The organism is Pauljensenia sp. UMB6358 (genome assembly GCF_030216865.1).
GTDB lineage: Bacteria > Actinomycetota > Actinomycetes > Actinomycetales > Actinomycetaceae > Pauljensenia > Pauljensenia turicensis_A.
Window position 1 is genome coordinate 121,159 of the sequence record NZ_JASOMS010000003.1, and the last position, 14,580, is coordinate 135,738.

15 protein-coding genes are annotated in these 14,580 nt (G+C 55.9%); all 15 read right to left on the reverse strand.

The features are described 5' to 3' along the window. Nucleotides 1-103 precede the first annotated feature (103 nt). The 15 genes from QP381_RS03405 to QP381_RS03475 all read right to left on the reverse strand — a co-directional run bounded on the left by QP381_RS03405 (nt 104) and on the right by QP381_RS03475 (nt 14,548). Complete coding sequence (locus QP381_RS03405) at nt 104-1,021, reverse strand: RluA family pseudouridine synthase (RefSeq protein WP_006681673.1); 918 nt, start codon at nt 1,019-1,021, stop codon at nt 104-106. Next, nucleotides 1,014-1,562, reverse strand: a complete 549-nt coding sequence (gene lspA / locus QP381_RS03410) for a signal peptidase II (RefSeq protein WP_006681674.1) — start codon at nt 1,560-1,562, stop codon at nt 1,014-1,016. The genes QP381_RS03405 and lspA overlap by 8 nt, the downstream gene beginning before the upstream one ends. A gap of 173 nt (nt 1,563-1,735) precedes the next feature. Next, entirely contained in the window at nt 1,736-2,377 is a 642-nt protein-coding gene (locus QP381_RS03415) for a DivIVA domain-containing protein (protein ID WP_006681675.1), read from the reverse strand. A gap of 281 nt (nt 2,378-2,658) precedes the next feature. Beyond that, nucleotides 2,659-2,967: a YggT family protein gene (locus tag QP381_RS03420; RefSeq protein ID WP_006681676.1), complete on the reverse strand. Its 309-nt coding sequence runs from the start codon at nt 2,965-2,967 to the stop codon at nt 2,659-2,661. A 10-nt stretch (nt 2,968-2,977) separates the two neighbouring features. Beyond that, nucleotides 2,978-3,448 carry a cell division protein SepF gene (locus QP381_RS03425; RefSeq protein WP_006681677.1) on the reverse strand — a complete coding sequence of 157 codons (471 nt, stop codon included), beginning with the start codon at nt 3,446-3,448 and terminating at the stop codon, nt 2,978-2,980. Nucleotides 3,449-3,628: 180 nt separating this feature from the next. Then, entirely contained in the window at nt 3,629-4,393 is a 765-nt protein-coding gene (locus QP381_RS03430) for a polyphenol oxidase family protein (RefSeq protein WP_285067824.1), read from the reverse strand. 3 nt (nt 4,394-4,396) lie between these two features. Continuing rightward, entirely contained in the window at nt 4,397-5,662 is a 1,266-nt protein-coding gene (gene ftsZ / locus QP381_RS03435; RefSeq protein WP_006681679.1) for a cell division protein FtsZ, read from the reverse strand. A gap of 127 nt (nt 5,663-5,789) precedes the next feature. Further along, entirely contained in the window at nt 5,790-6,602 is an 813-nt protein-coding gene (locus QP381_RS03440; protein WP_285067825.1) for a cell division protein FtsQ/DivIB, read from the reverse strand. A gap of 121 nt (nt 6,603-6,723) precedes the next feature. Then, a complete protein-coding gene (locus tag QP381_RS03445; RefSeq protein ID WP_165544437.1) occupies nt 6,724-6,864 on the reverse strand; it encodes a hypothetical protein in 141 nt (46 codons plus the stop codon). Then, the gene (gene murC / locus QP381_RS03450; protein WP_050998829.1) at nt 6,836-8,173 is read right to left on the reverse strand and encodes a UDP-N-acetylmuramate--L-alanine ligase; all 1,338 of its coding nucleotides are present in this window, start codon (nt 8,171-8,173) and stop codon (nt 6,836-6,838) included. Before murC ends, QP381_RS03445 begins: the two co-directional genes overlap by 29 nt. A gap of 60 nt (nt 8,174-8,233) precedes the next feature. Next, nucleotides 8,234-9,349: a UDP-N-acetylglucosamine--N-acetylmuramyl-(pentapeptide) pyrophosphoryl-undecaprenol N-acetylglucosamine transferase gene (locus QP381_RS03455; protein WP_285067829.1), complete on the reverse strand. Its 1,116-nt coding sequence runs from the start codon at nt 9,347-9,349 to the stop codon at nt 8,234-8,236. A 5-nt stretch (nt 9,350-9,354) separates the two neighbouring features. Further along, the gene (locus QP381_RS03460) at nt 9,355-10,638 is read right to left on the reverse strand and encodes an FtsW/RodA/SpoVE family cell cycle protein (protein ID WP_006681683.1); all 1,284 of its coding nucleotides are present in this window, start codon (nt 10,636-10,638) and stop codon (nt 9,355-9,357) included. Next, nucleotides 10,639-12,063 carry a UDP-N-acetylmuramoyl-L-alanine--D-glutamate ligase gene (gene murD / locus QP381_RS03465; protein ID WP_103633562.1) on the reverse strand — a complete coding sequence of 475 codons (1,425 nt, stop codon included), beginning with the start codon at nt 12,061-12,063 and terminating at the stop codon, nt 10,639-10,641. It lies immediately after the preceding gene. Continuing rightward, nucleotides 12,060-13,145 carry a phospho-N-acetylmuramoyl-pentapeptide-transferase gene (gene mraY / locus QP381_RS03470; protein WP_103633561.1) on the reverse strand — a complete coding sequence of 362 codons (1,086 nt, stop codon included), beginning with the start codon at nt 13,143-13,145 and terminating at the stop codon, nt 12,060-12,062. The genes murD and mraY overlap by 4 nt, the downstream gene beginning before the upstream one ends. Then, the gene (locus QP381_RS03475; RefSeq protein WP_285067833.1) at nt 13,142-14,548 is read right to left on the reverse strand and encodes a UDP-N-acetylmuramoyl-tripeptide--D-alanyl-D-alanine ligase; all 1,407 of its coding nucleotides are present in this window, start codon (nt 14,546-14,548) and stop codon (nt 13,142-13,144) included. Before QP381_RS03475 ends, mraY begins: the two co-directional genes overlap by 4 nt. Between the last annotated feature and the right edge of the window lie 32 nt (nt 14,549-14,580).

Sequence of the window (14,580 nt, forward strand, 5' to 3'; positions counted from 1 at the left end):
TCAGGCGACCAAAGATTGCACACTCGTGAGGGGTGCATGGATATGCTTTCAGTACACAACATGCCGGCGTGGTTTGCCGGTGCCCGCTACGATGATTGCGGTATCAGTCGGCGATCCTCAACGATTCCAAAGCCGCTTGCAGATCAGCGGGATAGGGTGAGCGAACAGTTGTGGGCAGACCGGTACGCGGGTGGTTAAACGTCAGTTCAACGGCATGCAACCACTGGCGCACGAGGCCCAATTCTTTGGCCTTCTTTGGATCAGCCCCATAGAAAACGTCTCCGACACACGGATGCCCCACTGCCGCGGTGTGAACACGAATCTGGTGGGTTCGCCCGGTCTCCAAATGGATTTCCAGCAGAGACGCCCCCGCCATCAGTTCCAACGTGTCATAGTGCGTCACCGCATGCTTCCCACCATCGATGACGGCCATGCGCCACTCCCGCGACGGGTGGCGACCAATAGGAGCATCAATCGTGCCCGACGGCGGATCCATATGACCGGCAACGACCGCGTGATAAATCTTCGTCACGGTTCGTTCTTTGAACGCGCGCTTCATCACCGAATAGGCGAGCTCTGACTTCGCCACCATCATCGCCCCCGATGTTCCCACATCGAGACGGTGCACAATCCCCTGGCGCTCGGGGGGACCGTACGAGGTAATGCGATAACCGGCCGCTTCCAAGTTTCCAAGAACCGTCGGGCCACTCCAGCCTGGCCCCGTATGCGCAGCAACGCCCACGGGCTTATCAACGACAACCACGTCATCATCGTCGTAAAGAATGTCCATGCCGGTGACCGGTGGTGGGGTTGTATCGGGCGCTGGGATAGTGACTTCAATCAGATCCATCGCACCGAGCTTGGTCGACTTTGAAGGAACCACGCCGTTAATCAGGACGTTTCCATCTTCAACAAGCCCCGCACACTGCGCACGCGACATCCCGAGCATGCGAGCAAGAGCCACGTCAACGCGTTCTTCTACCAGCGCGTCAGGAACAGGAAGCAAACGCGTATCACTCATGCGCGGCCTCGTCACTCAATGAATTCACGACAGGTGCATCATCTGCGTTGTCTTCACCGGAGAACGCTCCATCACGGGAAAACTCCCACGCCAACCAAATCGCGCCAATCACAATCCAAATATCAGCCACATTGCCAACGAAAAAGCCGTTGTAGTTGATGAAGTCAACGACGTGTCCAACGCCGATGCCCGGGGGCTGGATCAGACGATCGATCAAGTTACCGATCGCTCCGCCACCCAGAAGACCAAGGCAGGCCGCCGCGCTCACACGCACAGAGCGACTCAGTCCAACAATCAGGATGCCGATGATGACAACCGAGAGGACGGTGAAAACCCACGTGGACGTTTCTCCCAAAGAAAACGCGGCACCCGAATTATGAAGCAATTGGAAAGAAAGCAGCGAGCCGATAATCGGAATCGGGTGAGTGTCATCAGCTAATGCTGACAACGCCCAGAACTTCGTCACCTGATCGAGGACCACTGCGACAATCGCAATCGCTCCCGCGATAACATAGCGAGACTTTGACTGGGAGGTATTCATGTCAGGTTCTCCTTTCTGGGTTCTTTGTGTTTGCCTTATCGTAGTGAAGGCGCCCCGAGGCCCTATCTGCTAGCCAAGGATGATGGTTCTTAGCTTTTCACATGGTAATGGCGGTGGTCCTGAGAGGTACCACCGCCATTTAACCGATGTGAAGATCAGATCTGATGAAAAGATCAGTCCTGCTGGGTGTCCGGGTTGACCTGGGAGAGCAGGGTCTCGAGGTGACCACGGATCGACGAGCGGTAATCCGACTCGAAGGAACGCAACTCGTTAATGGTGCCCTCAAGGCGAGTGCGTTCTTCGTCAAGCTTCGCAAGGATGGTTTCGTGCTGGTTCTGAGCGTCTGCAACGATCTCGTCGGCCTTGGCGTGAGCTTCGGCGATGATACGCTCGGATTCTTCCTTGCCGTCGCGCACGTATTCGTCGTGGACGCGCTGAGCAAGTGTAAGCATGTTGGTAGCAAAAGCAGCCGACTCGGTGTCGACGGGCGCTACGGTTTCGGCAGGGGTCTCGACGACGGTTGCAACCGGAGCCTCCTCAACGGTCTGTTCAACCGGAGCAGGAGCCTCTTCTACGACCTCGACTGCCGGGGCAACCGGAGCCTCGACAATTTCAGCACCGGAGGAGAGCTCGGCGATACGACGCTCGGCCGCTTCAAGCTTTTCCTTCAGATCCTGATTCTCGACGTTCAGGGTGTAGATCGTCGAAACGACTTCGTCAAGGAATTCGTCAACCTCAACCTGGTCGTAACCTTCGCGGAACTTTACGTACTGGAACTTCTTGTTAAGAACGTCCTCTGTAGTCAGCAGAGCCATGTGTTCGCCTCTCAATATCGTCGGGTCGATGCGATCCCAAGCGATTGACGTCGGTTGCGCATCAGGACAGTCGCCGGACAACTGTCCATCGACACATCATGGATTATCATATCTGACTCAATAGTCACACACGCAACAATGAACACATGACATGACACATTACTCACAATCTATGCGTGCGAGATTTGGCCAGTCAGGCACCTCTCCAACGGTTCAAAACAACCATTGCGGTCAAATAACAGCGTTTGACCAGCAACATCAGCGACCTTTAACCCACGAAGTCAGCCAATTGTTGCCAGAGAAATTCCTACTCGTTGCAACACGATCAGCGCGACAAAAACAATCAAGAATCCAAGATCCAGCGACAAACCGGCACCGATGCGCAGTGGCGGAATTCTTCGACGCAGGAATCGAATCGGCGGATCTGTCAGCACGTACACGAAATTCGCGATAACAAGCAGGATTCCGCGCGGTCTAAAGTTCGGCAGAAGAAACTCAAGCCAATCAAAGACCAGTCGAATGAACGCGAACAGCAGGTAGATGCTCGCAAGCCAGTAAATCGCCCAGCCGGCGTATACAAGTGCTGTCATCGAAAGCTAATCAGCCCTGGTTGAAGAGGGTTCCGCGACGGCTTCCAATCACATCGCCGGTGACCTCTACGGTTGCGGGCGACAGCAGGAAGACGCGGTTGGTCACGCGCTCAAAACCACCGCGAAGAGCGAAGGTCAGGCCGGCTGCGAAGTCAATCAGACGGCGTGCTTCTTCTTCGCGCATATCAGTGACGTTCATAATGACGGGCGTTCCGTTGCGGAAGGCTTCGCCGATCGTCTTAGCATCCGAGTATGCGGTCGGGTGGACGGTGACGATGCGCGAAAGGTCAGACGTTGTCTTCACTTCAAGGTCCTCACGGTGCAGAGGGGTGACGACGGAGGAAATCTCTTTCTGCGGAATTTCAGTCTCGTACGTAGTTTCATCTTCGTAGAGATCAAAATCCTGGGCTTCATCCTCGACTTCGTCAGCCGGGTACCAGCCCATGAACTTACGAGCTCGAGCTCCGAAACCATCCGCCATTGTGTCCTCCTGATTGTGTCGGCTCTGCAACGTTAATGCCCGCGCTGTCCGTTACGGCGCAACCTTGCCGGTATGTCGAAAAAACAGAGTGGATAATTCCGATTACGCCCCTGCCGCAAGGGACTCAAGAGCCTTTATCACCGCGCGACATGCCACTGCCTGCATCGGTCAACACATGCCCTACGCCGGGAAAATGATTGTGGCATTCCTACCGCACTCACGGTCACGCCGATAGGAGTGCAACGTGGGGTCTTCGAGAGTGCATCGCGGGTCAATTTCAATGCGGGTACACCCAAGCGCTCGCAGTTCTGCTTGAGCTGCGCGCGGAAGATCAAGAGCGGGCGTTCCCCACGATGTACGCGAGGCACTTTCAGGGCGCTCTACGGCGCACTCGTCACGCATTTGGGCGGGCACTTCATAGCAGTCACCGCAGATTGCGGGAGCAATATACACCTCAATGTCATGGCTTGGAGCAAGACGACGCATGAGAGTCACTGCTCGAGTAATGATGCCGTCGAACAAGCCTTTTCTTCCGGCGTGCACGGCTGCCACGATCGTTCCGCCCGCCGTTGACAGGACAATCGGTAGGCAGTCCGCTGTCATGACTGCAATCCCGGGAGCGTCCTGCCAGCCTCGCGCATCGATGATGACGCCATCGGCTTCAATAGTGTCCATCGGGTCGCTGAGGTTCAGCGTCGACGCGTGGGTATCGAGATTCAACGTTGGGTGCCCGTCTGCTGTCATGACGACGAGGCCGATCACATGAGAGTGGGTTTGATTCATCCAGAGGATCGGGCGCTCAAACTCGCTGGCAAGAAGCTGCCTTCGCTCCTTCACCAGCTGAAAGTCGTCACCCACGTGGTGCGCAACATTGTTCCTTAACGAGTCGGTGCCTCGATCCGCCTGGACGAGATGGATCGAGGCACCGTTGAGCTGGGTGAGCATCGCTCAGCGCAGGAAGTCCGGAATATCCAGATCCGCTGCGCTTTCAGATTCCTCATCAAAGATACGAGGAACTTCCAAAGAGGGTTCCTCTGCGACGGAGGGAGCTTCTTGCACCGGCTGCTGGGTAGCAACTGGAATCGTTGCCGTACGGGTCGGCACCTGGACAGGTGCACGATGGGCTGGGCGAGCGGACGGAACCTCACCGAGCGCGCGAGTTTCCTGCGGAGCAGCTACGGGAGCCGGGGTAGCAACAGGTGTCGTGGACTGCGCGGGAGTTTGGGTTCCGATAACGCTGGGACGCGACGCGATGTCGGTCTGCGGATCCTGCTCGTCAAAGCCAGCGGCGATGACGGTGACGATGATCTGGTCGCCCAGTGTCTCGTCGATGACCGCACCGAAGATGATGTTGGCTTCGGGGTGGACGTATTCCTGAACAAGCTTCGATGCGCGTGCGGTTTCCTGCAGGGACAGGTTCGAGCCGCCCTGGAAGAACAGGAGGACGCCACGCGCACCATCGATTGTCGATTCGAGGAGCGACGAGGAGATTGCGCGCTCGACTGCGTCGACTGCGCGATCTGTGCCGGTTGCCTGGCCAATACCCATGAGGGCCGAGCCGGCATCCTTCATCACCGACTTCACATCGTTGAAGTCGACGTTGACCATGCCGTTGATGGTAATCAGATCGGTAATGCCCTGAACACCGGAGTGCAGAACCTGATCTGCCGCTTCGAACGCCTTGGTGATCGGGAAATCTTCATCCTGAATCTCAAGTAGACGATCGTTCGGGATGACGATCAGAGCGTCGACGGCTTCACGAAGCGCTTCGACGCCCTTATTTGCCATGGATGCACGACGGTTGCCCTCGAAAGAGAACGGGCGGGTGACGACAGCCACGGTCAGCGCATCCTGTTCGCGAGCAATACGCGCAACAACTGGGGCTGCGCCGGTGCCTGTACCACCGCCTTCACCTGCGGTAACGAACACCATGTCAGCGCCTTCGAGAGCCTGAGCGATCAGGTCAACATTGTCATCGGCTGCTTTACGTCCGACCTCAGGGTCAGCACCTGCACCTAAGCCGTGGGTAATTTCGCGACCGATGTCGATCTTGATATCAGCGTTCGACAGAAGAAGATCCTGAGCGTCCGTGTTCACAACGATGAACTCAACACCACCCATGCCAGCTTCGATCATGCGATCGACAGCATTTCCGCCACCACCGCCGACGCCAACGACCTTGATTATGGCCTTGTTCTTCTGAGGTTCGTCCATTGGTCACTCTTTCTATATCAAACCCTCAACTTCAGGTTGAAGGTTCAACTTCACCCTGCTCTCGTTCGGAAGAAAGCTAGGGATTGAGTAGACCTTCTTCAAGGCGACACGCTGAACGAACAATCGACTATGACGTGACAGGATGAGTCGGCGATGAAACGTCATACACACGGACGCTCCTTTGAGCCAACAGCACGTCCAAAACCTGTGCTTTCAGCGCCCCATCATCAGGAGTTCCCCACTTCACTTGGGCACCGTTGGTCAGCGTAAACGACAGAGTTTTACCATCGGCACTCACACCCGAAACCTGCGCTTTTGTTGCCTCAGACAGGTTTGACCACAAGGAAAGAACATCCGAGGCCGCTTCGGCTCGTTCTTCATCAGTCTCCGGGAGGCTCACCAATGGAAGCCCCTCGATCAACGTAGGAGCATCAGCGAAACTCACTCCCTCATCGTCAACCTGGCGGAACGCGCCCGCACTTCCCTCGATCATCGCAGGAGTTCGCAAAGTAATTGTAATTGCCAAACCCGTCGGCCACTGTCGCTCCACTTCAGCTGAAGCGACAACAACATTCGATTCGATGGATTCAGCGATCGCCGCAGTCGGAACCCTAGGTAACGGGGTGCCCACGTACGGCGCAGTTGACGAAAGAACTGATTCCGCGGTGATCAAGGTTTCATCTGCGCCTTCAACGTGCACCGATGACGCGCTCAAAGCAAGCAGAGGCGAAAACAGCAATACCCACACCAAACCACCGATAAACGCTAGTCCCGCAGCAATCATTGCCATCGTCTTGATGCAGAGAATCCGACGCGCCCGAGCTCGCTCTTGGCGACGCAGATCAAACTCAGAACGCTCGTTGCGCTTTTCACCACCTAAGAGAACAGCGGCATCCTGCTGCCCCACCGGCCGGGCAAGTGTGACACGAGCAGAACGCAACGAAGATTTCCTTGCCCCTCGCTTGTGTGCTGCCTGTTGACGCTCTGGGGGTTGCCCAGACTCTGGAGTATCCCTATGCGGTCGCTTTGGTCGGGCAACAACCGGACGTGATGGAGGTTTTTCAGAAGAAGACTTTTGGGTAGCAGATCCCTTTGACGACAAGCGAGAAGTGGACGTCGTCTGGTGTTGCGTAGAAGTCGATCCGGGTGGCGTTCGACGCGGCTGAGGTGGCTTCACGAGGCATCCATGCGTTGCCACTCATCGATAACATCATCTGCACACTGGGTGATTGAACCAGCACCCATCGTGATCAGAACGCCCCGCGAACCAGCCTGACGCGCTCCGATTCGGGCGGCCTCGTGCATATCGTGGACACACTCAGCGCCCTTAATCTGATCCGCAATCAGAGCGGAAGTCACGGCGGGATCATCATCCTCGCGAGCAGCATAAATATCCGCAAGAACCACATGATCCGCGCCCGACAACGCCTTGGCGAAACGATCCGCGAATAAGCGCGTACGCGAATACAGGTGAGGTTGGAAAACCACGGTCACATCAGCGCCATCGGCAACCAATCGCGCCTGTTCGATCGCGGCAGAAACCTCTGTCGGATGATGCGCATAATCATCAAAAACGCGCCTGTCCCCCACAGTTCCACGGAGCTCAAAACGGCGAGCTGTCCCCGTAAAACCAGCAAGCGACGAAGCCATCAGGCCAGGTTCAACGCCAAGCTCCACGCCGGCAATCCACGCGCCAACAGCATTAAGAATGTTATGCACGCCCGGAACACCCAAGGAAAGCTCCGCGCTGATATCGCCGTAGCTGACTCGTGCACGACATGAAGAAGGCGTCGTCTCTACATCACAAATCGTCACGTCAGCATCCACCACGGACTTATCGGAGCGCCCGTAGGTCACCACGCGAATACCCAGCTCACGCGCCGACTCGCTCAGGCGGGCAGTCCCCGCGTCTTCAGCGCAACACACCAAAAGACCACCCGGAACCAGACACTTTGCGTAGTCAACGAAAACAGCTTCGAACGCTTCGCGCGTCCCATAGCGATCCAAGTGATCGGGCTCAACGTTCGTGACAACTTCGATCGACGGAGTGTAGTTCAAGAACGAGCCATCAGACTCGTCAGCTTCGGCAACAAACACGTCCGACGTGCCCAAATGCGCACCGGAACCAAACTGCGGAACAATTCCACCCACCGCGACCGACGGATCCAGACCAGCCCCACGCAGACCAACCGCAATCATCCCAGACGTAGTCGTCTTCCCGTGGGCGCCGGCAACGCCAACAAAACGCATTCCACTGGCAGCAAGCGCCAACGCCTGCGAACGATGAATGACATCCAACCCCAATTCACGCGCCCTGGTCAGCTCTGGGTTCGACTCACGAATCGCAGTTGACACAACAACCGTCGCATCATCATCAACATGAGTGGCATCGTGGCCGACGAATGCGCGAATTCCCTTTTCATTCAAACGCGCAAGAACATCCGAATCGGCACAATCTGAACCAGTCACCCGCGCGCCACGCGCAGCAAGCAGTTCAGCAACAACACTCATTCCCGCTCCACCGATACCGATGAAATGGAAGTGTCCTTCGATAGGTTCCACGTTCTCCCCCTAGCGCGCGATCTGTGAAACAACCAGGTCAGCTAAACGCGAGGCAGCATCGATCTTTGCTAATCCTGCCGATGCTGTCGCCATAGCGGACAGTTCCGGTGAAGTCAGTAGCGGGAAAACCTTCTGTCGCACCGTATCTGCGTTGAATGACGCATCATCAACCAAGAGCGCTCCGCCAGAGGCAACATGGTCATGCGCATTCAGCTTCTGTTCGCCATTACCGATAGCCAGCGGAACATACACGCACGGCAACGACAGAGCCGTCATCTCGGCAACCGTTCCTGCACCCGAACGACAGACAACCAAGTCTGCACAGGCAAGAGCATCTTCCATGGTCGTCAGATAATCCAGAACCAGGTAGCGATCGCCCACCGAACACTCGTCAACCTTGCTCCGCACAGGGGCGTCTTTTCCTTTGCCGGTCAAGTGAATCACCTGCACATTGTCAGGCAAGTCGTCAAGCGCATCAATCATGGCATCGTTCAGGTGGAGAGCTCCAAGAGATCCGCCGGTAACAAGAAGGGTCGTCTTCTTAGGGTCTACGCCCAAGTTCTTCGCCCCACGCTCGCGCGCAACACGGACACCGTCGGCATCTTGGCACGCCAACGCAAGCTCTTCGATAGCAGGACGCAAAGGAAGACCCGTTACTTGCGTGATGCCCCTGCGTGCCTTCAACGGAGTATTCGCAAACGTCAACGCAAGAACATTGGCGTAGCGCGCCCCCACCTTATTTGCCAATCCGGGCCTGGCATTCTGTTCATGAATGACAATCGGGACGCCGGCGCCTCGTGCGCCCCAGTACGCGGGAGTTGAAACATATCCGCCAAAGCCGACAACCACATCAGCATCACGAATCGCCAGACGACACTGATTCACTGCTTTACGCCAGCGGAATGGGAAAGTGAGAATCGAAGGGGAAAGTCGGCGTGGGAAAGGAACCTTTTCAATCACATGAAAAGGAAACCCTGCAACGGGAACCAAATCTGATTCCAAGCCCTGAGCTGTTCCAAGGACCTCGACGTCATATCCACGTTTGGCAAGAACCGTCGCCGTGGCCAACAGCGGATTCACGTGCCCAGCGGTACCGCCACCAGCCAAAACGACTTTGCCCAACATGTTGCCTACTTTCGAGCTTTGGATCCACCTGCTCGTCGAAGCTTCGGAGTAACCCGAGGATCACGACGACGAGTAGCAGGATCAGAATATCTCCACATAGTCATACCAGCATCACTACGCGCAAAGGACGCGACAACGCCGATGGCCAGCGCGGTGAACAGGAACGATGATCCACCATAGGACACAAGAGGCAGTGGGACACCAATAACCGGGCCGAGCTGAGTAACCGAGGCAATATTCACGAGAGCCTGGAAGCCGATCCACGTTGCCACACCGGCAGCAACGATAGCGACAAACGGGTCGGACGTTGAACGAACCAGTCGGAACATTCCCCACACCAACAAAGCAAGAGCCGTAAGCACTGCCAACGTACCCATCAACCCGAACTCCTCACCAACGATGGCGAAAATAAAGTCCGTGTGTGCCGCCTGCAGATAATTCCATTTCTCACGCGAGGCCCCCGGACCCAGTCCAGAAACACCACCGGAGCCAAAAGCCCACAGCGAATGATCAATCTGTTCGGGGGCAGACAAATCACGCTTGGGAGCAAAACCCGGAAGAACAACCAAGATTCGACGAAGACGCGTCGGGTTCTGAATGACCAAGAACACCAAAAGCGGAACAGCTAGGACGAACGCGTATCCGAACCAGCGCTTCGGCAAACCAGCAATCCACAATGCTCCCATGGCGGCGGCCGTCACAATCATTGACGTACCCAAGTCATGACCCAGCATGACGTCGATCAGCGTGACAACCACGGGTAGCCCCGCAAGAACACTCATCTGACGCCAGTTTGAAAAATCCCTATTCGGTCCGGTCAAAATGAAAGCAAGAAAGACGATCAAAGCGAGTTTCAAGAACTCTGACGGCTGAACAAGGACGGGAATACCGGGAAAATACACCCAGTTCGCGTTGCCGCCTTCAGAACGGCCAAGAGGGGTAATGACCATCGCCTGAACAATCAATCCCAGCCCGAAAGCATGGGGAGCAAAACGGACAAAAATATGGCGAGGGATCTTATGAACAACGAAGGCAATGATCAGGGCGATGACAATGATGACACTGGGACGCAAATACGCCATGTACGGGTTGGCGCCCTTGGCGATTGATGTCACCGATTGAGCTGAAAAGCCCATCATCAAACCAAAAATAGTCAGAACCACCGTGGGGACGATAATCATGTAGTACGTCGTCAGTGGTTGAATCTCATAGTGTTCATCATCCGCACCAAAAACAAAACGCGGAAGACGACGGATCACACTATCAATGGCGCTCTTGATCTTCGCCATCTACTTGGCACTCCACTGGTCACGCAAACGTTCAACAGCGTTCACAAACACGTCGCCACGCTGACCGTAGTTATCAAACTGATCCCATGACGCACAGGCCGGAGCAAGAACAACAAAATCACCGGGGCGTGAAAGAGCGACAGCCTCATTGACGACGGAGAACATCCAATCCTCATGGCCACCGACGTCAACGACCGGAACATTGGGTGCGCTCGCACGGAAAGCCTTGAGTAGGTCCGAACGGTCTTCGCCGATGATCACCGCACCGCGCAGAACCGGCTCAACGTCGCGAATAAGGTCGGTAAAGTCCTGTCCCTTTGCGTCCCCGCCAACGATCCAGACAACCGAGTGAGGAGGAAGCCCATAGAGGGATGCTTTGGCAGCGTGGGCGTTCGTCGCTTTCGAATCATCGATCCACGTGACATCAGCGACTTGCCCGACAACAGCTCTGCGATGTCCTGCTGGAGAAAAAACGCGCAGGCCATCACGAACCGCATGCGGACGCACACCGTATGCGCGTCCAAGTGCTGCCGCGCCAAGAGCATCCATCACAACAGCCGGGGAAAGACTCTCCCCATAGACCGTGCTCAAATCGCTCAAATCACCCAGGTGGGCAGCTTCACGGTGCCGGTTTTCAACGTAGGCGCGGTCAACAAGCGCACCTTCAACGATGCCCAGTTGCGACACCGAAGGCGAGCCCAGCGTGATCCCAATGGCACGCGCCCCTTCCACAACGTCTGCGTTTTCAACCATCGCTTCAACCACTCGGTCATTGGCCGGGTAGATGCAGGCAACCTGAGTGTTCTCGTATACGCGCGCCTTATCGGCAACATATGCTTCTTCGCTTCCATGCCAATCCAGGTGGTCAGCATCCACATTCAAGCACAAGGACGCCAAAGGCGAAATCGTGTAGGAGGTATGGAGTTGGAAGCTGGAGAGTTCAACAGCGAAGACGCTGGCATCTGAGTCGATTGCTTCGGTGATGGGGGTGCCAATATTGCCAACCTCAAGAACGTCGTCACCGTTGGCCCGAAGAATTGACGCAAGCATGCCCACAGTCGTTGTCTTGCCGTTCGTGCCCGTCACAGTCAGCCAGGGGCGACCAGCATGAGGGCCTTGCTCTTGAAGACGCCACGCCAATTCAACTTCACCCCAGATCGGGATCCCGGCAGCTTGAGCGCGTTCAAAGATAGGGGCGTGCGCAGGAATTCCTGGAGACACGATGATCGTGTCAACACCAGCGTCAATAACGGCGCAGGCGAGATCCCCAGCATCGGGAACAACATGAACGTCAATACCTAATTCGTCTGTGGGAGTACCGGAACGCTGGTCGAAAGCAAGAACCTCGTACCCGCGCTTCAACAGAGCTTTTGCTGCTGCTTTGCCCGATTTGCCCAGGCCGATGACGGCGTAACGATCACTCACAGCGTTGTCACCCAGTCAGCGTAGAAAATGCCCGCACCGGCCACTGCAAACAACGCGGCAATCAGCCAGAAGCGAATCACGATCGTGATTTCCTGCCAGCCTTTTAACTCGAAGTGGTGGTGCAACGGTGCCATGCGGAAGACACGCTTATGCGTTGCCTTAAAGACCGAAATCTGGATGACGTCGGACATCACGATGACAACGAAGAGTCCACCAATCACGATTGCGATGAACTCGGTGTTCGTCAGAATCGACAGGCCAGCGACCGCACCACCGAGTGCCAGCGCGCCCGTATCCCCCATGAAGATCTGAGCGGGCGAAGCGTTCCACCAGAGGAAGCCAGCAAGCGAACCGATGATCGCGGCGCAGAAAACTGCAAGGTCCAGAGGATCACGCGTCGGATAGCAGAGAGTTGTCGCCTGCCCCTGCGGGAAGCAGGATTGAATCTTCTGGAAGTAGGCGATAAACGTGTATGCGCCGAAAACGAAAATGGAACAGCCCGTGGCAAGGCCATCGAGGCCGTCGGTTAGATTCACCGCGTTTGACCAGGCGGTCACAATCAGGTTCGTCCAGATCAAATACAGGACAACCCCCAATCCGAGGCCAGCAAACCCGAGCGTGATGGGTGACAGGTGAATGAAGGACAGGTGAAGCGTACCCGGCGTTGTCCCATAGGCATTGGGGCGGGTCAGTGACATCCACGCGAAAACTGCGGCAACCGTGATCTGACCGATAATTTTCCCGGTCGGATGCAGACCAAGGGAGCGCTGACGCATGATCTTGATGCCGTCATCCAAAAGGCCAATAAAGCCAAGACCTGCGAAGAGAACAACCAGAGTCCATCCGGACCACGAGGGTCCGGATCCTGCGATCGACGCCCCAATCACCCACGCGATAATGGTTGCCAGAATGAAAACCAGACCACCCATTGTGGGTGTACCGCGCTTCGTCAAGTGCTGGGTCGGTCCGTCCTGACGGATGAACTGCCCGTACTGGTGAGCGATCAGGAATCGGATCAGCAAAGGGGTTCCCAACAGGGAAATCACCAGTGCAATGACGAAGGCGACAATAAGGCCAATCATCGCTGGACTCCCTTCTCGCGGAGTTGGTCCGCTACCTTCCACGAATATGAGAACAAGGATCCCTTCACAAGAATCACACAATCGTCTTTCAGTTTCGCACAAACAGCCGTGACAGCCTCATCAACACTACCGACGTGTTCCGCATCGATGGTGTCACCAGCACCCTCGACGTAATAGGGACCGTCTTGACCCAACAGAATCAGCGACTCGACTCCGGCATCTTTCGCCATCAGACCAACCTGGCGGTGAATGTCAGCAGACTCGTCGCCGAGTTCAAGCATTTCGGAAAGAACAGCGATCTTCGTATGCCCCTCACCGATCGAAGTGAGCGTAGCGAAAGCGGCTCTCATGGAATCGAGGTTCGCATTGTAGGCATCGTCAATCATCGTGACTTTCATACTGTCAATGCTTAATTCAACGACATCCATTCGGTGCGGAGACAGCGCCCGAGCCTCGTTGATCGCACGAATCGCTTGATCGAGTTCAAGACCAAGCTGTACCGCGCCAGCGATGGCGGCCAGTGCGTTCGCCACGTGGTGCACGCCAACGATATTCAGATTCACGAGGCCACGACCACCGGGGGCTTCAAGCGTGAAGTGTGCGTGGCCAAGGTGGTCAACGTCCACGTCGAGAGCACGGAAATCGGCTCCCTCTTTGCCTGATGGCGAGAACGTCGTAATCGGACCTGTCGACAGTTTCGTCATATTCATGACGCGCGGATCGTCGTAGTTCAAGACCACCGGAGCACCGGGGCGCGAACCTGTAATCAGCTCCCCCTTCGCCTTTTCAATCCCGTCGACTCCCCCGAAGCCACCCAGGTGAGCGTGACCAACCATCAGTTCAATGGCAACATCCGGCGACGCAATATCTGTCAAATACTTGATGTGTCCGATGCCAGACGCACCCATTTCAAGAACCAGATGGCGGGTTGTTTCATCAGCTTGAAGAACCGTCAGAGGAAGTCCAACCTCGTTGTTGAACGAGAGCTGAGGGGCAACGCTGGGAGCATCAGTACTCATAATCTGGAAAAGCAGATCCTTCGTTGTCGTCTTCCCAGCCGAGCCGGTCATCGCGATAACATCCAGCCCAAAACGCTCACGCAAGTCTTCAAGGTGAGCATGGGCAAGGCGACCCAAAGCGTAGGTCGAATCCTCGACAATAATCTGCGCAATGGACGAGGGAACATCAACGAGGTGTTCAACGATCAGTGCAACCGCACCATTGTCAACGGCCTGTTTGACGTAGTCATGCCCGTCGGTGGCCTCGCCGATTCGTGCGACATACGCTGAACCAGCTGACGCCAAGCGCGAATCTGTAACAACACGGTTCATCACAACCTGACGGTCAGCACCGTTCAGGGTTCCTGCAACTGCTTCAGCAATCCACCCAGCTAACCTGTACATGCTATTTCCTCTACGATTCATACGACTTCACT

Bases quoted from the DNA above. Each gene is read 5' to 3' on its own strand.
- QP381_RS03425 (WP_006681677.1), bottom strand. From the start codon at position 3,448: ATGGCGGATGGTTTCGGAGCTCGAGCTCGTAAGTTCATGGGCTGGTAC.
- QP381_RS03430 (WP_285067824.1), bottom strand. From the start codon at position 4,393: ATGCTCACCCAGCTCAACGGTGCCTCGATCCATCTCGTCCAGGCGGAT.
- QP381_RS03445 (WP_165544437.1), bottom strand. From the start codon at position 6,864: ATGAGTGGCAACGCATGGATGCCTCGTGAAGCCACCTCAGCCGCGTCG.
- lspA (WP_006681674.1), bottom strand. From the start codon at position 1,562: ATGAATACCTCCCAGTCAAAGTCTCGCTATGTTATCGCGGGAGCGATT.
- QP381_RS03415 (WP_006681675.1), bottom strand. From the start codon at position 2,377: ATGGCTCTGCTGACTACAGAGGACGTTCTTAACAAGAAGTTCCAGTAC.
- QP381_RS03420 (WP_006681676.1), bottom strand. From the start codon at position 2,967: ATGACAGCACTTGTATACGCCGGCTGGGCGATTTACTGGCTTGCGAGC.
- murC (WP_050998829.1), bottom strand. From the start codon at position 8,173: ATGAGTGTTGTTGCTGAACTGCTTGCTGCGCGTGGCGCGCGGGTGACT.
- mraY (WP_103633561.1), bottom strand. From the start codon at position 13,145: ATGATTGGCCTTATTGTCGCCTTCGTCATTGCACTGGTGATTTCCCTG.
- QP381_RS03460 (WP_006681683.1), bottom strand. From the start codon at position 10,638: ATGGCGAAGATCAAGAGCGCCATTGATAGTGTGATCCGTCGTCTTCCG.
- QP381_RS03405 (WP_006681673.1), bottom strand. From the start codon at position 1,021: ATGAGTGATACGCGTTTGCTTCCTGTTCCTGACGCGCTGGTAGAAGAA.
- QP381_RS03475 (WP_285067833.1), bottom strand. From the start codon at position 14,548: ATGTACAGGTTAGCTGGGTGGATTGCTGAAGCAGTTGCAGGAACCCTG.
- ftsZ (WP_006681679.1), bottom strand. From the start codon at position 5,662: ATGGACGAACCTCAGAAGAACAAGGCCATAATCAAGGTCGTTGGCGTC.
- QP381_RS03455 (WP_285067829.1), bottom strand. From the start codon at position 9,349: ATGTTGGGCAAAGTCGTTTTGGCTGGTGGCGGTACCGCTGGGCACGTG.